Raw genomic sequence first — 23,503 nt, forward strand, 5'->3', positions numbered from 1 at the left:
TTATAAAGCTACTTTTTTCACTTCAAGTCTTACAATTTGATGCATATTGATGTCTTGAATGGTAAATTCATAGCCTTCAGCTTCATGTTTCTCACCTTTTAAGATGCGATCATGATTTGTCATGAACCAGCCTCCAATTGTGTCGATATCTTCATCATTAATATCGATATTTAAGAGTTCCTCTACTTCTTCAAGTCTAAGCTTAGCATCAAGATTATAATGATTTTCAGCTATTTTCTGTACTTCAGGCAACTCATCATAGTCAAATTCATCCTTGATATCACCGACAATTTCTTCAATAATATCTTCAATTGTTACAAGACCAGATGTACCACCATACTCATCCATAAGAATTGCCATATGAATGCGCTTTAATTGAAATTTAAGTAATAAATCACTAATCGGAACCGTTTCAATAATACGAATAACAGGTTGCATAAAGTGAGTTATCTGTTTTAAAGCATTCTTTTCATCTAAAATAAACGCTGTTAACAGCTGTTTCATATTAACAATACCAATAATATGATCCTTATCCCCATCGACGACAGGATACCGTGTATATTGCTCCACATTAATCACATCAAATACTTCCTTAAGGCTTAAATGTTGATCAAGGCTAACAATTTCCGTTCTAGGGACCATAATTTCTTTTGCAATACGATCATCGAATTCAAAAATACGGTTCACAAAACTATATTCAGAGCGATTAATCTCACCGCTTTTATAACTATCTGATAAGATCATCCGCAACTCTTCTTCACTATGAGCAACATCTGATCCAGACTGCATTTTCAAACCAAATAATGCGGTTAAGCCTCTTGCAGAGCCATTTAAAATTTTAATGAATGGATACATAATATTGTGGAATAAAATAAGTGATCCAGCTGTTTGCAGTGTAACGGTTTCAGCTTGTTGAATTGCTAATGTTTTTGGTGCAAGCTCTCCGACTACAACATGCAAAAAAGTTACGATTGAGAACGCAATAATAAATGATACCACCGAAGAAATACGAGCATCTAAGCTAAATATCTCAAACAATGGTCTCAGGATAGCTTCAATAGTCGGTTTCCCCAACCATCCAAGCCCTAATGCCGTAATCGTAATGCCAAGCTGGCAAGCTGATAAATATTCATCTAAATTATTCGTAACCTTTTTTGCTCTTAAAGCCTTTTTATTGCCTTCAAGAACAAGCTGGTCTATTCTAGTTGATCTCACCTTTACTATCGCAAATTCCGCTGCTACGAAAAACGCAGTAAGTGCAATTAGTATTACGAAAACAACTAACTTAATGGCTATATCATTGTCCAATCATGTTCTTTATATCTGATCTGATCCTTATTTCAGATTCAGAATAAAGAATTCACCTCCTGTAAAATAAGTTACTAATACTAATCTATATGAAAGTATATGTAAATTGCAATTAAGAAGATGATTATTTTTAAAATTTTTTAATTTATCTGAACTTTTTCTGATTTAATTAATTTACAGAAATTTTTTCCTAGCAAACTATTTTTTTATTTTCTTAGAAAATATTATTTATTATAGTTTTTAAATGTAAAATCACCCAATGTTTTAGTTCAGAGAGTGAAAAAAAGCGCCTTTAAATCGTTTCTTTGACTTAAAGGCGCTACTTCAGTTATTTATCATTTTAAGGTTGTTGCTGATAGTGCGAAAAATTCATTGTACAATGCTTGTAAAATTTTGTTTTCAAATTCTTTGCGAACACCAAATACAAGGCTGACTTCTGATGATCCTTGATTAATCATTTCAATGTTGGCGCCTGTTTTTGAAATGGCTGATGCCGCACGAGCTGCTAGACCTGTATTGTTATTCATACCTTCTCCTACGATTACAATCATTGAAAAATCATGACGGAAATGTACGTCGTCTGCCTGCAATTCTGTTTCAACACGTTTTACGATACGATCTTCTTTTTCAGGAGATAACTGGTGACTTCGAATAATAACAGAGATATCATCTAAACCGGATGGTGTATGCTCATATGAAATATTCTCATCTTCTAATATTTGAAGTAATTTACGACCAAAACCGATTTCACGGTTCATCAAATATTTACTTACGTATAAAATCGAGAAACCACTGTCAGCTGAAATACCAGTTACCGGGCTATGATTTGATTCACGAACAGACACGATTCTCGTTCCTGGTGCAGACGGGTTATTTGTATTTTTGATACAAACTGGAATTCCAATTTTATAAACCGGCATTAGTGCTTCATCATGGAAAACCGAGAAACCCGCATATGATAATTCACGCATTTCACGATATGTAATCTCTTGTATTTCAACTGGACAATTTACGACTTTAGGATTTGCACAGAATACGGAATCAACATCAGTAAAGTTTTCATATAACTCAGCTTTTATCGCTGCAGCTAAAATTGAACCTGTAATATCTGAACCCCCACGTTCAAATGTACGTAATACGCCCTCTTCTGTATAACCAAAGAACCCAGGGAACACGATAATTTCTTGAGAATCTTTTAGGACACTCAAATTATCGTATGCTTTTGCCAACGCTTGTGCTCGAGCAGGCAGATCATTAACAATTAAACCTGCTTCAAGGGGACTCATGTATTTTGCTTTAAGTCCAATACTATTGAAGTAAGCTGCAATCATTTTCGCATTATTGTCTTCTCCACTCGCCTTTAAGCTATCCATCAACAGTTCATCAGTAACCGAACCCACTTTTGCAATACGTTTACGTAAGTCTGCCTCAATGACATCACAAATGGCACGGTCTAAACCAAGTCCATTTGCATTGCTTTCATAGCGTTTTACAACATTTTTTAGTTTTTCTTCTACTGCATCTTGTTCTTGCAATGCCGCATTCGCCAACTCAATTAATAAATCTGTTACTTTTATATCCTCATTAAACCGTTTACCTGGTGCTGAAACGACAATAAGACGTCTTGTAGGATCTGATTGTACGATTGCCGCTACCTTTTTGATTTGTTCTGCACTTGCAACAGATGTTCCACCAAATTTACATACTTTCATTTCATCATATCCTTACATTGTTTATTTACTCATTTGTATTCTCAATAAAAACATTTGTATATTCACAGTGTACAAACACTAACTTAAGTAGTCAATAAATTTTTACATTCTTATACAAAGAGTTGTTGCAATTGAACAATTATTATCATTATTCAGTAATTGTTATCATATTACTAGCATCTGTCTGTTATTTCAACAACAAAAAAACACCAAGAGACAAAACTCAAGGTGTTTTTAACATTGAAGTAGGTTATTTTGTATAAACTTTTAAAAGTTCTTCGCCTAAAAAGTGTAATTGCTCCCCAATCGTACATGACTCGATACAAAATCGGTGGGCACCAGACTTTCCTCGGTCTTTACGAAGTTGATTTTTAACGAAGCAACCTTCACAATAATTTTCCATCATTTCGTCAATTTCTTTTATGACGGTTACTTTGTCCATCAAATCGATTCACCTCTAAATTTCAATAATTTTTATTTTACTACTTGGAGCATTTAGTTACAATTATTAACTTTCTACAATTGCATTTTAGTTTACGCTATTCAAACTAGTCCTATTCCTCTTCTGACCTTTTCATATTTCTCTATATCAAATATACTAAAGTTATAAATATGATGTAGCAGGTGACAAAATGATTGAATTATATATTGATGCAGCAACTGCTGGAAACCCTGGTCCTAGCGCCATAGGAATATTCATCAAAGGTGAAGGTCAATTAATTAAAATTGGTGAAGCCATAGGGGAAAATGATAATCATACTACAGAATTCATCGCACTTGTTCGCGGTTTAACAGAAGCATTAAAATTATCTACTGGTATGATCTCTGTTCGTTCTGATTCTAAAATAGTAGTCGCTTCTATTGAAAAGGAATATGTAAAAAATGAAGCATATAAACCCTATTTAGAAGAAGCACTCGAGCTTACAAAAAAATTCGATTTATTTTTCATTAAATGGATCCCTAGTTCTGAAAATCGTGCAGCTGATACACTAGCAAGAGAAGCATTGCGTTCATATCAAAAAAAGCAAACTCGTTAATAGAGTTTGCTTTTTTGCTATTTCAAATCAGTTATTTGCTTTTTTAATTGCGTCACCATAAATGCTATTGCTCCAATGGTAACAACAAATGCTGCTGCAAGATAAACCTCTACATATCCATACTGTGTGGCGATAATACCAAGAAGCCATGACCCCAAGGCAATCCCTACATCAAATAACGTAAAGAATGTAGCAGTAGCATAGGCAGTACGTCTAGGGTCTGTGGATTGAATCGTCATTGATTGGAAACTTGGTACAAGTGCTCCGTAACCAAGTCCAATTAACACACCAGCGAGCATGAATAACACCGGTCCATTGACATAAGCTAGCGTAATTAAACCTAAGATAAAAAGGATAAAGCCTGGAATAATAACAAATTTAGGTCCTTTTTGATCATATAAGCGCCCTGTAAATGGACGGGTTAACAGCATCGCTGCTGCGTAAACTGCATAAAATAAACTAGCGACTTCCATCAAACCTTTTTGTTTTGCGTAAACAGATAAGAAAGATAATACACTAGCATAAGCAATTGCAATAAAACATGCTATAGCAGCTGTAGGTAATGCCTTCTTCTCGAATAGATCTGAAAGGGCTATCGAGAATTTTTGTTGTTTAGCAACTTGTGGAATATCATCTAATTTAATCGATAGCGCTGCAATACCTCCTATTAAAATAACCGCACTCATAATAATGAACAAAATTTCGAAATTTAAATACTGAATGACCAAAAGACCAACAAAAGGTCCAAGTACTACCGCTAAATTGAGTGACATTGTAAAATACCCAAGTCCTGCACCCCTACGAGATGGTGGAACGATATCTGCAGCTATAGAATTATTAGCTGTCGTTAATATGCTGAAGAAAATTCCTTGTATAAAGCGCAGTAATAATAGAAGTGCAAACGGCTTAAAGAATAAATATAATACGGTACATACAAAGTAACCGATTAAGCTTATATAAAGAAGTTTACGCTTACCAAAATGCTCTAAAACTTTCCCTGTAAATGGGCGTGTAATAATTGCGGATAGCAAGAAGATAGATAATAATAAACCTGCATCACTATCAGAACGGTTTAAATCTTCAGTTGCATAAAGTGGTAACACGGATACTAATCCGTAAAAAACAAAAAACACGGCCATATTCGTACAAAAAATACTAATAAACCGTTTCGTCCAAATCTTTTCTAACTTCTCCAATGATTAGCTCTTCCCTTCAACTTACATATCAGCTCCAGTAGATGCTGTTGTTCTTCATCATTAAATGTTTCAATCAAGCCCTCCTCAAATTGCAATACAGAAGATAAAACAGCAGGAAATTTTTTCTTACCTTCTTCAGAAAAGGATATTATTTTTTCTCTACGATCTTCCCCTTCTGTTCGCACAATCCAATCAAGCTGCTCTAGCCTTGCAACAGTTCGTGTCACAGTAGGTGCCTCAACCTGTAAGTACTTCCAGATGTCTGTTAATGACATTGGTCCATTTTTATTAATCGTATAGAGAATCGTCCACTGACTGCTATAAAGTTCATGTTCTTTTAAACAACTATTTAATTTATTTGTAATATCTCTAGTAGTTTGAAAGATTTCGTGAAATAAAGGATTCATTTGCTTACCTCCGAATTTTATTTACCTAGGTAAATAATAATTTAATTTTATTCCTACTAATATCGTTTGTAAAGAGGGATTTATATTCAAAATTAAAAGAGGCTACTCTTCTGTTGATTTCCCAACGCAGAATAGGCTCTCAAATTATTAAAATCATAAATTAAATCGAATACAAGATCTATAAAGTGCCGAAGTATAGAGAAAGTTAAATGTTTCCCCAGTATACATTTTAATTTCTTATATTTTTTCCTTTCTTGAAAACAACAAGAGGCATAAAACAATAAGTAAAACAGACCCAGCAGTAACAGAGGGAAAAACCCAATCCTATCATCTAAAAATGAACAGGTGAATAGAGGCAAACTTATCAATAAGAACATTTTGATAAAATACTTTTTAGACATTTAATACCTCTTTTATTAGCTCATCTTTAGAATACATTGAATTATTATTTTTTTATAATTATTACTACAAATCCCTTATTTAAGACAGCAAAAAACCGTAAGCGCAATTTCACTCTTACGGTTTAATTTAATGTTCAATTTTGAATTTAATAATAAACAAATTAACTCTAAGTTTTTTTTAGCTCTTTTGATTGACTGTTATATTTAAAAAGGCACCTATTGCACCACTAAAACCATGGTCTTCTAAGAAGATAGGTGTTTTCTTTTTTAAAATTGTGTAGTTGGCGATAACTTTTTTTAATGCTTCGTTTTCGTTTAGAGTTGTACCAATATATATAATATGTTCGACTTGATTTTGTTCTGCTAGCTGGATACTTAATGTTGTGATGACTTCCCCTACTAAGCCTTGCACTGTTGCTAAAATATTTTCAATAGGGTGATTCTTCGTTTCATCAATTCCCATTTTACCAAAGTTACTTGCCGTTAACGTACCTGCAATCGGCGTATCCATACCTTGATAAATATCTTGTACTAGAAGATCAATTTCTTGTCTTTCACCATACTGTGCCTTTTTAATAATTTCATGATAGTCGTATATTCCTGTCGTTAATGCTGCCAGTCCGACTAGTGTTCCTCCACCAATACCAGTACCACCAACACGATTATGTGTTTCACCATCCATAAAATGAATGGATGTACCTGTACCAACATTTGTAATGATGCTTCGGTCAAATTGATGACCATGCTGAATTAGTTGATATCGAACCCCTTTTAATGTCGCTTCAAATTCAACTATGTAATGGATGGATTTTACTTCTTTTAGTAAATTTTTAACTTGCTCAGCTCTTCCGCCTGTTAAGCCAATCTCTTCAATTTCAGGGTGATTGCTAATCCAGTCCGTTACAGCTAGTAAGTCGTTCGAAGGGAAATGCTCTAACACTAGCTCACCAAATTCATTTTCATAAGCTAGTTTTGTTAGTGTACCCCCTGCGTCTATTCCAATTGCCTTCGTCATACCATTCTCCTTTGTGATCGCCCAATCTAAACTTTACTGCTATGTGCAGTTTTGTGCAATGATTTCCTACGATGTTATCATTTTTTCTAATTTTCTAGTCACCTATTTTGAAAAAACTACATTACCAGCAACAACTGTCTTAAGTGCAATTGCATTTGGAATTTCATCTAATTCGCAAACAAATAAGTCTTTGTCGAAAATCGAAAAGTCCGCATCGTATCCCGGCTGAATGGTCCCCCTTACTTGTTCCTTACCAATTACCTTTGCGCTACCGGTTGTATAAAGGGAAATCGCATCAAAACGTGTAAGTTTTTCTGTTGGAATATATCCTTCATGGCTTTCCACATGCTTTTTGCGAGCGATTGCAGCATGGATACCAAGTAAAGGATTCGCATCTTCAATCGGTGCATCGGAACCTCCTGCACATATTAATCCTTTTTCTAAAAAACGTTTAAATGGATATGTTAATTCAGCCCGCTTTTGACCAATTTTTTCTATAATCCACGGGAAATCAGATAGGATAAATTGTGGTTGTAAATCTAAAATAACAGGCAATTTACTCATTCGTTCAATCAGTAAGTCATTAACAACACTACAATGAATAAGTCTATCTTTTTTTCCATTCGTTAGAGGATTAGCCTCGATTGCTGTTAATACTTGTTCAAGAGCGGCATCGCCAATAATATGAACTGCCACCGCTTCACCATAAGAACGTGCCAATTTTACAAGCTCATCAAGTTGTTTAGAGGTATGGATGATTAACCCTTTATTTTGTGGCTGATTTTCGTACGGTTCAATTAGTGCAGCTGTTGCACCACCAAGTGCCCCATCAGAGAAAATCTTCATTGCACCTGCTTCTACAAATGGCTCAGAGTATGTTGCATTTGAGGTCATCATTTGTTCGAACGCAAGATGATGTCTTAATAAATGTGCTCTGAAATTTTTCCTTTTACCGATAATTTCATTAAAAGCATTCAGCGGATTGGAAAAATGTCCATAATAACTCATATCTTCAGTATGTCCACCTGTTAAACCAAGTGACAATAAATGATTGACTGCTAACTCTAATGTATTTGTTAATGAATATTCTTGCTCTACAGGTATTTGATCTAATACTTTGTAAAGCGCTTGGTCATATAATAGACCCGTTAATAGCCCATTTTCATCTCGACCAATTTCTCCACCTTCTGGATTTGGTGTTTCTTGAGTAATATTGCCAGCAGCCATTGCCGAAGTATTCGCAAGCACGACATGTCTGCATATACGTTTTAGGACGATCGGTTCTTGACGAATAGCATCCAATTCTTGAACAGTTGGGATACGATTATCATTGAATTGATTTTCATCCCACCCTTCAGCGATCAACCATTCATCACTAGAACAATTAGCAGCTGCTTGTTTAATAACATCTAGCAATTCATCAGAAGATTTCACATTTGTTAAATCCAGTCGTAACAGTTTTTCCCCGTAACCAATCATATGTAAATGACTATCAACAAAACCTGGATACATCACGGCTCCTTGCAAATCAAAAACCTCTTCTGCCTGGGTTTTAAGTTCTTCGTACGTGCCTAATTTTTTAACCTTGCCATCCTCAACAAGTACCGCTTCAACTGTTTCCCCGTCCCTTTGCATCGTGTAAATTGTACCACCAAACCATAATTGTCCCACTTCCCCCATCCTTCCCCTAAATCGGTTTTTCGAAATATTCTTATTATATCATTTTGAACAAAAAGGACATATCAATAAGGTGGGTAATCCAGTCGTCAATACTCTTCAACTTTATATTAAAGATAAGGTTAAAACCTATCTCTTTTTCCTATTAATCCCAAATATGTTTTATATAAATCTTAACTCGAATTCAATAATTGTAAATTCCACTCAAGAGTTTTTACTTTTATGTACAAAAAAGAAGGACGAACAAAGTTCGCCCTTCTTCCCACAATTCAATATTAATTATTGACTTGTTAATTTTGTATATATAGAGAAAAGTTCTTGGATTTCATCTTCTGAAAGAATCTTGAAATATTCTTGTTGCATTTCAGCACCTAATGTACTAGCTTCCTCTAAGATTTCTAACCCTAGTGGTGTAATTTGAATATAAGAAATTCTTCTATCAAGTGTATCCTGACATCGAACACAATAATGATTGTGAATTAGTTTTTCTGCTAAATGCGTTAAAGAAGGCGGTGCAAACTCCAGATATTTTGCAATATCCGTGGGTTTACTTTTACCATGTTCTTTTAAATAGCTCAAGACTAATATATGTGATATCCCTATATTAACTTTAAATAACTTTTTCCAAGCTAAAATCATGTTCTCATTTGCTTTATCAAGTACATGTATAAGATCAAATAGGGTAGGATTATTTTTCAATGGCACCCAACTCCATACACAAAATTATTGTGCTGAGAATCCACCATCGATTACAAGTTCAGAACCAGTAATAAATGAAGCTTCATCAGATGCTAAGAAGATTGCAGCATTTGCGATATCAGCTGGTTGTCCAAGACGAGAAAGTGGAGTCGCTTTAACCATAGCTTCTACGTATGCAGCAGAATCTTTTAATACAGCAGTCATTGGTGTTTCGATAATTCCTGGGAATACTGCGTTTACGCGTACACCGAATTTACCGAATGCAGTTGCAGCAGCTTTAGAGATAGCACGAACAGAACCTTTAGATGCAGAGTATGCATTTAAGCCCATACCAATTTGTGCTGTGAATGAAGAAATGTTAACGATTGAACCATTTCCATTTTCTTTCATTACTGCAGAAACGTGTTTCATTCCTAAGAAAGGACCGAATGCGTTAATATTGTGCATTAATGACCAGTCATCAACTGTAATAGCTTCCATTGGTTTTTCTGATGAAATTCCAGCGTTATTAACAAGGACATCAATTTTACCGAATTTTTCAACGATATTATCAACAAGCTCTTTCCAGTTTGCATCATCCATAACATTTAATTTCATTCCGAAAATGTTTTTTCCGTTGTCGATTGCAGCGATTGCAGCATCGTTAATATCAGCTGCAATAACAATTGCGCCTTCTTTAGCAAATAATTCTACCATTTTTGCTCCAATACCTGATGCTCCACCTGTTATGATTGTTACTTTATTATCTAATCTACCCATTATAAAAACTCCTTTTAAAGAAAATATTTAGATGTCTAATGATTTATATAAAACAATATTTATTAGACAACTAAATATTATCACGTTTAAATATTTAACACAAAACATTTATTCTATTTCTATAAGATTTATTTGTTTCTACGGATTTAGTTGTATCTTTTTCACTATTTGATATACGATAGTATTGAAGATTTTTTGATTGATCGGAGGAAGACATAATGTCAGAACAAAAAGCACTCTATAAAGAAGCGATGAGCGTTTTAAAAGAAACGAGTCGTACTTTTTTTATTCCTATTACATTTTTACAAAAAGAAATGAAAACAACTGTTGCAACGGCATATTTATGCATGCGTGCTATTGATGAAATTGAAGACCATGAGGATTTAGATATTGCCGTTAAAAGTGATCTTTTACGTCAAGTAAGTGCTCTGTTATTAAAACCATTTGATAATGATGCATACTTGTCACTACTTAAACCATATGAAAATATACTACCTGAAGTAACTATACGACTTGGTGATTGGCTAGCACTTTGTCCTGAAGATATACGCGAAACAATTGCTGCTTCTACAAGTGAAATGGCTGAAGGAATGGCTAAGTGGGCAGACAAAAATTGGGTTGTTAAAACGAGAGAGGATTTAGATGACTACACATACTACGTGGCAGGTCTTGTTGGGACAATGCTATCTGATATTTGGCGCTGGGGTGCGGGCATTGAAACAGACCGTGAATTAGCAATCGGCTACGGACGTGGTTTACAAGCGGTTAACATTTTACGTAACCAAGAAGAGGACGATGAACGTGGTGTAAGCTTCATGCCTGAAGGTTGGACACGCGATGATTTATTCAAATATGCTGAGGAAAACTTAGCAAAAGGTGATTTGTATAATAAAAGCATTAAAAAACGTAGCATCTTAATGTTCTGTAAAATTCCTTTGGCACTTGCACATAAAACACTACAAGCTATGCGTAACGGTCATGAGAAGATGACTCGTCAAGAGGTTGAACAAACTGTTGAGGAAGTAACAAAGGTAGATTAACCTCTAGCTAAAAAAATACACATACAAAAAATGAGCCGAGTAGAATAATTATTCTACTTCGGCTTTGTTATTTCAAAATGTTTAAGATTTAGAGAAAAGAAGTAATTCCTCAATCCTTGAAATCATTTTATACGCGCCTACTGAAGTATTTGCGCAGACAACTATTTTGAGATCTTGCTTAGGATAGAATACAGCATGGAAATTAACTCCTGGATCGTAACCCATTAATAAATACTTATATACTTCTTCATCGTTGATTTCAATCCAAATTCCGTAGCCATAAGATAATCCGTCCTTTTCATTAGCATGTGGTGTCAACATTAGCTTTGTCATGTGCTCACTCAAAAGATCATAGCTTGTTAACGATTTCCATAATTTCATCATATCTGTTGCCGTAACATATGCTCCGCCATCGGCCCCACCCTTTACAGGAAGAGAGTAGATATTCGTTTTCCATGTACCATCAGAAAGATCAATATATCCAATCGCTGTTTTCACAGGCAAAGCATCCATTTCAAAATATCCAGAGTCAAGCATTCCTGCTCGTTGGAAAATATTCATTTCAACATAATCACTAAAGCTTAATCCACTTACATGTTCAATTATTAAACCTAGCAATATATATCCCGAATTATTATATTGAAATTTTGCACCTGCAGGATATTTCATTTTCTCATTTTGAAACAATGGTAAGAAATCTTGTAATTTTCTTATATGGTACATAGGTGTCTTAATCCATAGTTCTTCATAATCCTTCATTACTTCTTCATCAAAATAATCCGGAACACCAGAAGTATGCGTAAGCAAATGGTGAACTGTAATATTTTCATCAAAATGTGGAAATTCAAATTTTAGACAATCTTGTAATTTCGAATCAAAGGAGAGCACTCCTTTTTCAATAAGCTGACAAATGGAAATAGCTGTGAAAACTTTACTTCCTGAGGCGATACCGTATTTTGTATCTACTTCATTTTCAATTTTTTCGCTTCGATTAGCGTAGCCGTAACTCATACTAGCTCGTAAATCTGTTCCCTGCTTTGTAAATATGGTGCCTGAAAATTGGGTCTCTTTTTGAACAGATTCTATCATCTTCAAGAGATTTTCTTGTCTCATATATGATTCCCCCTGCATAGGAGATTTAAGTCTATATTATCTAATCTCCTTACTTTAAACTAACACAAAAAAGAAATTATTGGTATTATATTCCTTTAATAATGAAGCAACATTTTTATTTTTCAATAATTTCACTTTACCTCTTCAGGTACCATGTTCACCACAGTCAATCCATCCGCCTCTGTTTTTTGCTCTATTCCAAGATTTTCTACAGAGATTTCATCATGCAAACCCGTCATCATACCAATCGTCATACACGGCGCTGTCGTAGGTTCAGCAAAAAAGCTGTAATACGATTCATATTCTACAACTGTTACACCTTTTTCTCTTAGCAACTTCTTTTTCCACTATTTTGCATCAGCTGACGTATGTACAGTTACTTGAAAGCCAAGTTTTGCACTCATGATGCCAATACTCAGCCCTAAATTACCAGTTGATCCAATGGCAATAGAATACTTTAAACACAGATTACGTGCCTCTCTAGAAATGAGCAATGAATATGAATCTTCTATCGTCAGAAAACCTCCTTCTAAAACTATTTTTTCTGCATGCTTTAAAACTTTGTAAATACCACCACGCGCTTTAGTCGAGCCTGAAATAGACAACGCATTATCTCATTTTAATAGTAGTTTCCCTTCAATATTTACGTGGCAATAGTTATTTAAAAAGATCTTCATTTCAGCTATTTCTACTATCTTAGATTCAATAATTCCCTTTTAGCTTGTTGTTTCAGGAAAAGCTTTTTCTATAAAAGGAGCAAAGCGCTACAGTATAGCAGCTGCGTCCTCAATAGCTTCTCTCCCTATTTCATTATCAGTATTATCCAACTCAGAATGTCGACTGAATTTTTCGTTTAACCAAAGTATTTCTTGAAGTGTTTTAACCTACTTTAATTGCGGATAGCATTCACTAAGATAACAATCTCAATTGAAATCCTATTTTTTCCTCCAAATTCACGATTTCGTCAAAATTTCTTTGCATAAACGGCGGAAAGCTTCGGCAAATTCCAAATTGGCCTCTTTAGAACGTTTTTTTGGCCCCTTCGTTCTACCACCAGCTTGCCTAATTTTCTGGCCTAAATGTCGCGTGAAAAGTAATTGTTCTATATTACCCGATGTGTAATTTCTTCCATTTTGATCAATAGCATAACCCGATTTAGCCAATACCATAGCTGCTAAACCATAATCCTGAGTAACTACAATGTCACCTTTTTGTAAGCGGTTAACTAGTACAAAATCTACGGCATCGCTCCCTTTCGACACCATGACCGTATCCGCACCTTCTCGTTCAATTTGATGAGCAGTATCACAAAAAATGGTTACTTTCAATTGGAATTCCTTAGCTATTTTTATTATTAAATCTACAACAGGACAGCCATCTGCATCTATCAAGATTCTAGTCATATTTATAACCTCATTTACGTTTATTTACAAACTATTCACACTTATATAATATTTCAAAATTATCATTTTTGACACCGTTTACATGTATAATAATTCAATTTTCATGAATTTTTATAAAAATTACAATATTGAATAATTAGAAAAAGAAAGCTACTATATTATAATAGGTCAAATATTACTGGGGGTATTCACAATGGTCACAATTACAACAGAATCACAGCAAATTGCAAAACAGTATATCGATGATGTGTTTAACAATTTGAAAAAACACCACTCACATGAGCCTGAGTTTTTACAAGCTGTTAAAGAAATCATTTATTCATTAACTCCTGTTTTTGCTAAACGTCCTGAATTAATGGATGCAAGTTTATTAGAGCGCATCACCGAACCAGAACGTGTAGTAAAATTCCGTGTTTCATGGGTAGACGATAGTGGTAAGGTACAAGTTAACCGTGGTTATCGTGTACAATACAGCAGTGCAATTGGACCTTACAAAGGCGGACTTCGTTTCCATCCATCGGTAAACGAAAGTATTATTAAATTCCTTGGTTTTGAACAAATTTTCAAAAACTCGTTAACTGGCCAACCTATTGGGGGTGCAAAAGGTGGTTCGGATTTCGACCCTAAAGGGAAATCAGATGCTGAAATTATGCGCTTCTGTCAAGCCTTTATGACAGAATTACACAAATATATCGGACCAGATGTTGATGTACCTGCTGGTGATATTGGCGTAGGAGCTCGTGAAATCGGCTTCCTATTTGGTCAGTACAACAGAATTCGCGGTGCATATGAAGCCGGTGTTATTACAGGTAAAATGCCCCGCTTTGGTGGTAGTTTAGCACGCAAAGAAGCAACTGGCTATGGTACAGTTTATTTCGTTCAAGAAATGCTAAAAGAAATTAATGCTACATTCCAAGACGCAACAGTTGTAGTTTCTGGTTCTGGTAACGTTTCAGTCTACGCTATTGAGAAAGCACAACAACTAGGTGCAAAAGTTGTAGCATGTAGCGACTCAAACGGATATATATATGATCCAAACGGTATTAACTTAGATACTGTTAAACAAATTAAAGAAGTTGAACAAGGCCGTATTAAAGAATATGTGGAACATCATCCTGAAGCTACTTTTACTGAAGGTTGTTCTGGTATTTGGACTATTCCATGTGACATTGCTTTACCGTGCGCAACTCAAAATGAAATTGATGAAGAATCTGCTAAAATTCTCGTTTCAAATGGAGTAAAAGCTGTCGGTGAAGGTGCGAACATGCCTTCAACTCTTAAAGCAATTAAAGTTTATCTAGAAAACAAAGTTCTTTTTGCACCTGCTAAAGCTGCAAATGCAGGCGGTGTTGCAGTTTCTGCTCTTGAAATGGCTCAAAATAGCATGCGTATTTTCTGGACTTTTGAAGAAGTCGACGAAAAATTACATGATATTATGAAGTCAATTTATAGTAATAGCGTAGATGCTGCTAAAGAATATGGTTATGAAGGCAATTTACTAATTGGTGCGAATATCGCAGGTTTCTTAAAAGTAGCTGATGCAATGATTGCTCAAGGTGTTATTTAATTTTAACACTTTCTATAGTAAATCTTCAAAGCAGTAAATCCGAAATGGGTTTACTGCTTTTTAAATGAATATTCGTCTTTTTTACATACTTTTCCCTTTATTATGAAAAAAACTACCATTTATACGTTAAATAACTTACAATAACAATGAAACGGAGGCTGAATGTATGGAACTTAAATATCAAGGAAAAACAAAAGATGTGTATCAATTAGAGGATGGTCCTCTATTATTAAAATTCAAAGATGATGTAACGGGTGAAAACGGTGTGTTTGATCCAGGTGCGAATACTGTTGGCTTAACAATTGATGGTGCAGGTCGTGCAGGTTTAAGTCTCACTACATTCTTTTATAAAAAGTTAAATGCAATTGAAGTCCCTACTCATTTTATTTCTTCTGATATAGAAAATGCGACAATGACTGTAAAGCCAGCGACTGTCTTTGGTAAAGGACTTGAAGTTATTTGCCGTTTCCGTGCTGTTGGAAGCTTTTTACGACGCTACGGCGCTTATGTAGAAGAAGGCCAAAAACTTGAGTCTTTCGTCGAAGTTACGATTAAGGATGATGATCGTTTAGATCCTCCTATCTCAGCTGATGCATTAGCTGAACTTCAAATTCTTTCTCTTGAAGAATATGAAACTTTAAAACAACGTACTGTAGAAATTTCAAACTTTGTTAAAGCGGAACTAGCTAAAAAGGGTTTGGAACTTTATGATATTAAATTAGAATTTGGTCGCGATGCCGAAACTGGCGAAATTTTATTAATCGATGAAATTTCTGGTGGAAATATGCGCGCTTACAAAGGTTCAGACTATATTGAACCACTTCAACTTGAAAAAATTATGCTTTCAAAATAAGCAATCCTCAAAGCTAGCCTATCTATGGCTAGCTTTTTTTAATAGAAAATAAACTATTTATAATGAATTATTTTACTTTACCGAATATTTTCAATATAATGAAGATAATTCGAGATTCGTAATTTTAAAGGAGAGATTAATAATGAAAAAGAGTTTTGCACCACGTCATTTAATACCTGTTGAACAAACTTGGGACTTATCACCTCTTATTGATTCAATTGAGACATACAACGCTGGAATTGCTCAAATTGAAAAAGAAGCACTATTATTTAATCAAAAATACACAGGTAATATTATTGATTCTTCGTCTGTCGTACAAGTATTGACAGACTATGAGAAATTAAATGAGCAATTCGTTCCTTTTGGTGCATATGCTAGCCTATCATTAGAAGTAGATCAAACGAATGACGAAGCACAGATGCGTGCAAGTAAGTTTAGCTCAATTGCTTCTAAAATTGGCAGTCAACTATCATTCGTACATAGTGATCTTTCAGCACTATCTACTGAAATTTTAGAAGAAGCTGCTACAATTGCTCCTCAATTTGAAAACTATATTAAAGAAATAATCAAGAAAAAAGCGCATCAGTTACATCCAGAAGTCGAAAAAACATTAGCAGCACTTAGCTCTTCTTTAGATGCCCCATACGAGCTATATAACACGACAAAACTGGTTGATATGAAATTCGAAAACTTTACAGCTAACGGAGAATCTTTCCCATTAAACTACAGCCTGTTTGAAGGCGACTGGGAATTAGAATCTGACGTTAATATTCGTCGTGCAGCTTTTGAAGCTTTTTCAAATAAACTTCGTGAGTATCAACATACAACTGCGAAAACATATAATACGCATGTTACGACTGAAAAAACCCTTTCAGATTTGCGAGGATATGAATCTGTAACAGATTACTTACTATTTGATCAAGAGGTCGACCGTACATTATATAACCGACAAATTGATTTAATTACTACAGAATTAGCACCTCATATGCGCCGTTATGCAAAGCTGTTACAAAAAGTTCATGGTTTAGAAAAAATGACGTTTGCTGATTTGAAAATTCCGTTAGATCCAGAGTTTGAGCCTATGATTACAGTTGAAGAATCAAAGAATTATATCGAAAATGCTCTTAATGTAATGGGTGATGATTATATGGAAATGATTGAGAAGTCATACAGTGAACGCTGGATTGACTTTGCTCAAAATGAAGGAAAATCAACAGGAGCATTTTGTTCAAGTCCTTATGGATTCCATCCTTATATTTTGATCTCTTGGACTAGTCGTATGAACGAAGTATTTGTTTTAGCTCATGAACTTGGCCATGCAGGACACTTTGTCAATGCACATAAGAAGCAATCATTATTCAACAGTCGTCCTTCAACTTATTTTATCGAGGCACCTTCTACGATGAATGAAATGTTGATGGCAAATTACTTATTGAAAACAGCAGAAGATACTCGCTTTAAACGTTGGGTTACTGCATCAATTATCTCACGTACTTATTACCATAATTTTGTTACACATTTATTAGAAGCTGCATATCAACGTAAAGTGTATGACAAAGTTGACGCAGGTGAAAGCGTAAATGCAAATGTATTAAATCGATTAAAACGTGAAGTATTGGAAGATTTCTGGGGTGATGCAGTTGAAATCACTGAAGGAGCAGAATTAACTTGGATGCGCCAACCTCACTATTATATGGGCTTATATCCTTATACTTATAGTGCTGGCTTAACCATCTCTACACAGGTATCTCAACGTATTTTAAATGAAGGTCAGCCCGCTGTTGAAGACTGGTTAAAAGTATTACAAGCAGGTGGCACAAAGACACCTGTAGAGCTTGCTCAAATGGCCGGTGTGGATATTACGACTGATGAACCACTTTTAAACACCATTGCTTATATTGGTGGTTTAATCGACCAATTAGAAGTACTAACTGAGGAACTAAACTCAGTAATTATAGATAAATAATCTCTTCACCATTCCACTTCTGATTGGCAGTACCAACTGTCTTTCAGAAGTTTTTTTATGCTAATATTCTAATTTATTTACAGGATTATTACATAATATGTCGAATACACAATTTAAGCAGGTTACTCATAAATAGATTTTGATATACCTTATTCTATAGCCTTTTTAAGGAGGAACTCCTAAATGCCGTTTCAAAAAAACTATGAAACTGTAGATAATCTAGTCACCACAAACCTTTGGACATTGCAAAGGGCACTTTCAAAACCACATTCTCAAAAGGTATTATTAAAAAGCGTTGCATCCAGTGCACATGAACAAATAGCAAGACTACATTATGAATTTGAAATTTCTTCAAAATTGCATTATCCTTGGGTACTTCATCCTCTTACTATTGAAAACTCAGGAGATCTTCACATTCTTATTTATGAAGACTTTAATGGTATACCATTGAGTGAATTTATCCTTCAGGGCCCTTCGCTCCACCAATTTTTAAAAATCGCAATGGAAATAGCGAATATTTTCATCATTTTCCATCAAGAACAAATAATTTATAAAAATATTAGTCCTAAACATATTTTAATTAATCCTAAAACGTGCCAAATAAAGCTTTTCGGATTCGAATATGCGTCACAATTATTAAAAGAATCACCTTCGGCTACGGAAAATCCATACGAGCGTCATGAACAACTTGTCTATATAGCCCCTGAACAAACAGGTCAAATAAATACGACCGTGGATCATCGTTCAGATTTATATGCTCTCGGAGCCCTTTTTTACGAACTGTTAGCAGGTTGTCCCCCATTAGAAGCTAGAGATTCCTCCGATTTAATATATGAGATTTTGACAATGTCCCCTATTCCATTACAACAACGAAAACATGAATTACCCTCTATTATTTGTGTAATCGTAGAAAAGTTATTAAATAAAAACCAAGAGGATCGTTATCAAAGTGCAATTGGTTTAAAAGAAGATCTCTTCACATGTTGGCATATGTTAACTACCGACAGAATAATTATTCCTTTCCCATTAGGTCAACATGAAATTCAGCCAACTTTTGGCTTGTTAAATAAACTGTACGGACGTACTCAGGAAATCAAAATTTTACAAGAAGAACTCCGCTCTGTTTGTGAAGGTGAAAAATCAATTGTCTTCGTCACAGGTAGTCCGGGTGTAGGGAAATCAACTTTCGTTCAGGAAATAAAACAGCCAATAGCACTTGCCAAAGGATATTTTGCCGTTTGTAAATTTGATGAGTTACACCAAGAAGCTCAATTTATTCCGGTAATTAATTCCCTTCGTCAATTATTAAAACAAATCTATCTAGAAGGTGAAAGTTCTGTAGCTACATTAGGATTCTTATTTGAACAAGAGGATTTGCAACTTTCTCCAGGTCTATTAACGCTTTTGCCTGAACTCAGTTGGTTTATAAAAACTGAAGTTCAAGTACACACAGAGCACGTTGATGGGACTAGGCAATTACATATGTTTATTATGAACTCTATCAAAAAAATATTAAGTGCCTTTACTAAACAAAAGAAACCTTTTGTCTTATTTATCGATGATGTACAGTGGGCTGATACTAATTCAATGGAAATGTTAGAATATTTGTTCAAACAACATACAGATGGTTATTTATTCATCATAATAGCGTACCGTGAAAAGGAAATGACTGCTCTACATCCACTGTTCAGTTGGCAAAAAGATACAGAATATCCAATATATATAATTTTACAACCTTTATCAATTGAAACAATTGAAACATGGGTCAAAGATTCGTTAAATGTTTCTTTGTCTATTTTACGTTCCTTAACTCAAATCCTATATCATTTAACTAAAGGCAATCCTTTATTCGTAAAAGAAACATTCCTCACATTTCAAAGGGAAAAATTAATATATTTTGATATGAAAGAAAAGAAATGGCACTTTACCATACAAAAAATGGAGCAATCTTTTTTGAACGAGGAGGTACTTGATCTAATTACGCAGCGTATCGATCATTTAAAAATGGAGCCACGTTTCATTTTAAAGAAGGCGTCATGTTTTGGAAATCAATTTTCTCTTGATACACTTTTAACACTAGTTGAAGTGCCAGCTAAAGATTTACTTGACTATTTAAATAACCTAATAACAGAAGGTTTCATAATACCATTAAATGCAAATTATAAATGGGCCTATTCATATGAAAAATTAGGAGTATTAGGGAACTATTCACTAAGTTATCAATTTGTTCACGACCGAATTCAACAGGCAGCTTATAAGTCTTTGACAGAAGAGGATAAAGAAAATACCCATTTATCCATTGGACGTATATTAACAGATTTAAATGGCAAACAACAAGAAAATGACCGATTAATTGAAGCCGTTAAACATTTAAACTATAGTAAGAATTTGCTAAGTATTCAGGAGAAGATTGATTTAGCAAATTGGAATTTACAATTAGGAATAAAAGCCAGACATTCTGGCTTATTTGAGAATGCACGTGTCTATCTAACAAATAGCCTAGAGCTTCTCCCCCCTAACCATTGGTCTTTAGCGTATGATTTATCCATACAAATTTACACAAATTTAGGTGAATGTGAATACTTAACAGCACACTTCGAACTAGCTAATGAGCATTTTAACACCGTTCTTTGCTACGCAAAAACGAAGCACGAGAAACTATCAATCAATAATCTAAAAACAATGCTTTATACCGAAGCTGACCTATCATTTGAGGCAATTCAATCAGGTCAAGAAGGCTTAGCACTTTATGATATTTACATAAAAGAAACACCTTCAAAGTTAGCTGTTTTAAAAGAATATTCCTTGCTTAAGTTCGAATTAATCGGAAAAAAACCAGATACTTTACTTCATATGAAACCGATGGAAAAGAAGGAAATGAGGACAATCCTCCAAATTCTTATTAATATGTCTGGCGCAGCATATATATTTAATGAAAGTTATGCAGCTATTCTCATGCTTAGAGCGACAAGGTTATTGTTGAAAAATGGAGATACAGATATTAGTCCGATTGTATTTATTAACCATTCACTAATATTAAGTTCAGGATTTGGTGATTATAAAAATGGATTTCTTTTTGGACAATTCGCCGTTGATCAGGTAGAAAGCCAACCAAATATCTTTCTACGTGCACGCGTATATTTTGTTTTCGGCACATTTGTTAACCATTGGAAAAAACCATTAGAGGGCAATATATATTATTTAAAAAAAGCACAGCAATATTCATTCGATACTGGTATTTATCATTTAGTTGCTGCATCTGCCTGCTTTATTTGTTCAACTCAATTTATTCGCAGCATTTCACTATACGAATTGACAACAGAAGTTACACGGCAGCGTGAACTTGTTAATCCTATTAAATCAACATTGTCTGAGGAGTTTTTAAGTGAATTTAATTATTGGTTAGATGTTCTTCGTCAACCTCAGCTTCCACTTATTTGGGACCACCCTATTACTACTCAAAGTGAAACATCTGTGACGATCATGCATTTAATATTACGACTGAATATTAGTTTTCTATTACAAGAAGAAAACCAGGCAGATACACTCATAAATGCTTTAAAGCAGCCGATGAAAGAGACACCTGATTTGCCAATTACACCGCAATATTATTACTACCGTGCATTATGGCAAATGCGGCGAATAAGTGAAAAACGTGTCAAACACCGCGAATATCGAGAATATAAGAAAGAGATTAACAAAAGTATTACAAAACTTAGAAAGTGGTCACGGCATTCTCCTGAAAACTTCGAACATTTATATATATTATTAAAAGCAGAAAACTGTAGAATCAAAAAATTAGATGGAGAAGCCATTCTTTTCTACGATAGGGCGATTCAACTTTGTCGTTTAAACGGATTCATAAGGGATGAAGCAATCTCTTGTGAGTGTGTAGCTCGCTATTACGAAAAACAGAAAAAATATTCAGTAGCTCGCGACTATATTATGCGTGGTATTGATTTAATGCGCAGGTGGGGATCTGAGAGAATAGCTCAGAAATGGGAGAAAACATATGCTAATGTAATTGAGAAGAAGTTATTATCTAAAGCACCTGAATTAATGACCCTTGATATGAGAACAGTTTTTGAAACAACTCAATCACTTTCAAAGGAAATTAATATGGATGAATTATTGAAAAAAGCATTGTTTGCATTACTTAAGCATGCCGGAGCAAATCGTGGCTATTTTCTAAAAAAGGTACAGGAAGAAATAGTACTACTAGCAAAATCAGAAGCACTCAGCTCCACTTTTGAAATGTATAAGAATACCACTTTACATCAGGCGGATTTGCTTATGCAATCCGTCGTACGCTATGTATTACGCAGTGGTGAATATGTGATTATTAATGACGCAAAAGAGGACTCTCGTTTTTCAAATGGTAAATCTTCCACAAAGTCGGTTCTTTGTTTGCCAATCCATTCAAAAGGTGATCTAATAGCAATTTTATATTTAGAAAATAGTTTAGTAGCTTATGCTTTTTCATCTGAAAAGTTCGAGCTACTTAAAATCATATCCGCTCAAATTGCTGTTTCTATTGAAAACGCAGAAGTTTATAAGGAGTTAGGAGATCGAGTAGAAGAACGTACGCAAGAATTAGCTGCAATGAATAATAATTTAATAGAAATAAATTCGAAGTTGCAACAAAATGAATTAGAGAGAAAGCAGTTATTTAATATGATTTCGCATGATTTACGCTCTCCTATTTCATCGGCACTTGGTTATATCGAGCTCATCTTAGATGGCGTAATTACAGATGCCGAGCAGCAATCCATATATCTACATCGAAGCAAAGAGAGATTATTTGCATTAAATGCCTTAATTCAAGACTTATTTGATTTATCCAATTTAGAATCAGGGCGCATGGCATTTCAAATGGAAAAAATAACAGTTGAACAGTTATTTAGGCAGCTTGCAGAAAAATATGAACTTGACGTACAGCACGCTAATTTACAATATTCAAGTACACTCCATTTAAATACAGATGCTATCATACGAGTTGATATAAAACGGATTGAACAAGTGCTCACTAACTTGATTCAGAATGCCATTAAATATACAAAGCAAGGGCATATCCACTTTTCTATGCAAATCGATTCTGATAACCTTACTTGTTCAGTGGAAGATACAGGTATTGGTATTCCAGCAAATGAGACTGCTTTTATTTTCGATAGACATTATGGTTCATCTAACAATAACAGTACTAATTCTCATGGTATTGGCTTGGCAATATGCAAAAAAATTATACTACAACATCAAGGAGAAATGTTCGTAGAAAGTGTAGAAAACGAAGGCTCAACATTTAGTTTCACACTACCACTAGTTAGTTCACCAATTATGCAGTAAAAAAATT

At 34.5% G+C, this 23,503-nt stretch carries 19 protein-coding genes; 6 read left to right on the plus strand and 13 right to left on the minus strand.

The features are described 5' to 3' along the window. The 3 genes from MHH85_RS13465 to MHH85_RS13475 all read right to left on the minus strand — a co-directional run bounded on the left by MHH85_RS13465 (nt 1) and on the right by MHH85_RS13475 (nt 3,462). Nucleotides 1–1,308: a hemolysin family protein gene (locus tag MHH85_RS13465; RefSeq protein WP_193738995.1), complete on the minus strand. Its 1,308-nt coding sequence runs from the start codon at nt 1,306–1,308 to the stop codon at nt 1–3. 335 nt (nt 1,309–1,643) lie between these two features. Continuing rightward, nucleotides 1,644–3,020: an aspartate kinase gene (locus tag MHH85_RS13470; protein ID WP_340707469.1), complete on the minus strand. Its 1,377-nt coding sequence runs from the start codon at nt 3,018–3,020 to the stop codon at nt 1,644–1,646. Nucleotides 3,021–3,270: 250 nt separating this feature from the next. Then, entirely contained in the window at nt 3,271–3,462 is a 192-nt protein-coding gene (locus MHH85_RS13475; RefSeq protein WP_053417172.1) for a zinc-finger domain-containing protein, read from the minus strand. 190 nt (nt 3,463–3,652) lie between these two features. On the opposite strand from MHH85_RS13475, the gene MHH85_RS13480 reads away from it, so the two are divergent. Then, a complete protein-coding gene (locus tag MHH85_RS13480; protein WP_340707470.1) occupies nt 3,653–4,057 on the plus strand; it encodes a ribonuclease HI family protein in 405 nt (134 codons plus the stop codon). 17 nt (nt 4,058–4,074) lie between these two features. On the opposite strand, the gene MHH85_RS13485 is transcribed toward MHH85_RS13480, so the two are convergent. The 6 genes from MHH85_RS13485 to MHH85_RS13510 all read right to left on the minus strand — a co-directional run bounded on the left by MHH85_RS13485 (nt 4,075) and on the right by MHH85_RS13510 (nt 10,211). Next, nucleotides 4,075–5,253, minus strand: a complete 1,179-nt coding sequence (locus MHH85_RS13485) for an MFS transporter (protein ID WP_340707471.1) — start codon at nt 5,251–5,253, stop codon at nt 4,075–4,077. Then, nucleotides 5,241–5,660: a MarR family winged helix-turn-helix transcriptional regulator gene (locus tag MHH85_RS13490; protein WP_340707472.1), complete on the minus strand. Its 420-nt coding sequence runs from the start codon at nt 5,658–5,660 to the stop codon at nt 5,241–5,243. The genes MHH85_RS13485 and MHH85_RS13490 overlap by 13 nt, the downstream gene beginning before the upstream one ends. 579 nt (nt 5,661–6,239) lie before the next feature. Next, nucleotides 6,240–7,076, minus strand: a complete 837-nt coding sequence (gene coaW, locus MHH85_RS13495) for a type II pantothenate kinase (protein ID WP_193738990.1) — start codon at nt 7,074–7,076, stop codon at nt 6,240–6,242. Nucleotides 7,077–7,178: 102 nt separating this feature from the next. Next, nucleotides 7,179–8,756, minus strand: a complete 1,578-nt coding sequence (locus MHH85_RS13500) for an amidohydrolase (RefSeq protein WP_340707473.1) — start codon at nt 8,754–8,756, stop codon at nt 7,179–7,181. 276 nt (nt 8,757–9,032) lie between these two features. Further along, nucleotides 9,033–9,452, minus strand: a complete 420-nt coding sequence (locus MHH85_RS13505) for a MarR family winged helix-turn-helix transcriptional regulator (RefSeq protein WP_340707474.1) — start codon at nt 9,450–9,452, stop codon at nt 9,033–9,035. A gap of 24 nt (nt 9,453–9,476) precedes the next feature. Beyond that, nucleotides 9,477–10,211: an SDR family NAD(P)-dependent oxidoreductase gene (locus MHH85_RS13510; protein WP_053417179.1), complete on the minus strand. Its 735-nt coding sequence runs from the start codon at nt 10,209–10,211 to the stop codon at nt 9,477–9,479. Between the two features lie 218 nt (nt 10,212–10,429). Between MHH85_RS13510 and MHH85_RS13515 the strand changes: the two genes are divergently transcribed. Beyond that, a complete protein-coding gene (locus MHH85_RS13515) occupies nt 10,430–11,251 on the plus strand; it encodes a phytoene/squalene synthase family protein (RefSeq protein WP_340707475.1) in 822 nt (273 codons plus the stop codon). Nucleotides 11,252–11,332: 81 nt separating this feature from the next. Here MHH85_RS13515 and MHH85_RS13520 read toward each other — a convergent pair whose 3' ends face one another. From MHH85_RS13520 to MHH85_RS13535, 4 genes are all read right to left on the minus strand, one after another. Further along, entirely contained in the window at nt 11,333–12,364 is a 1,032-nt protein-coding gene (locus tag MHH85_RS13520) for a serine hydrolase domain-containing protein (protein WP_340707476.1), read from the minus strand. Nucleotides 12,365–12,495: 131 nt separating this feature from the next. Beyond that, nucleotides 12,496–12,699: a hypothetical protein gene (locus tag MHH85_RS13525; protein ID WP_193738985.1), complete on the minus strand. Its 204-nt coding sequence runs from the start codon at nt 12,697–12,699 to the stop codon at nt 12,496–12,498. A 12-nt stretch (nt 12,700–12,711) separates the two neighbouring features. Continuing rightward, nucleotides 12,712–12,969, minus strand: coding sequence for a hypothetical protein (locus MHH85_RS13530; protein WP_340707477.1), 258 nt, complete (start codon nt 12,967–12,969; stop codon nt 12,712–12,714). A 348-nt stretch (nt 12,970–13,317) separates the two neighbouring features. After that, complete coding sequence (locus MHH85_RS13535; RefSeq protein WP_193738983.1) at nt 13,318–13,767, minus strand: YaiI/YqxD family protein; 450 nt, start codon at nt 13,765–13,767, stop codon at nt 13,318–13,320. A 193-nt stretch (nt 13,768–13,960) separates the two neighbouring features. Here MHH85_RS13535 and gdhA point away from each other — a divergent pair, with 193 nt between their 5' ends. From gdhA to MHH85_RS13555, 4 genes are all read left to right on the plus strand, one after another. Next, nucleotides 13,961–15,334 (plus strand): NADP-specific glutamate dehydrogenase, encoded by a 1,374-nt coding sequence (gene gdhA, locus MHH85_RS13540; RefSeq protein ID WP_193738982.1) that lies wholly within the window; start codon nt 13,961–13,963, stop codon nt 15,332–15,334. Nucleotides 15,335–15,500: 166 nt separating this feature from the next. Beyond that, nucleotides 15,501–16,187 carry a phosphoribosylaminoimidazolesuccinocarboxamide synthase gene (locus MHH85_RS13545; protein ID WP_193738981.1) on the plus strand — a complete coding sequence of 229 codons (687 nt, stop codon included), beginning with the start codon at nt 15,501–15,503 and terminating at the stop codon, nt 16,185–16,187. 142 nt (nt 16,188–16,329) lie between these two features. Then, a complete protein-coding gene (gene pepF, locus MHH85_RS13550; RefSeq protein WP_340707478.1) occupies nt 16,330–18,153 on the plus strand; it encodes an oligoendopeptidase F in 1,824 nt (607 codons plus the stop codon). A gap of 183 nt (nt 18,154–18,336) precedes the next feature. Next, nucleotides 18,337–23,496 (plus strand): sensor histidine kinase, encoded by a 5,160-nt coding sequence (locus MHH85_RS13555; RefSeq protein ID WP_340707479.1) that lies wholly within the window; start codon nt 18,337–18,339, stop codon nt 23,494–23,496. Nucleotides 23,497–23,503 lie beyond the last annotated feature (7 nt).

It is taken from the genome of Viridibacillus sp. FSL E2-0187 (assembly GCF_038006425.1).
Classification (GTDB): Bacteria; Bacillota; Bacilli; order Bacillales_A; family Planococcaceae; genus Viridibacillus; species Viridibacillus arvi.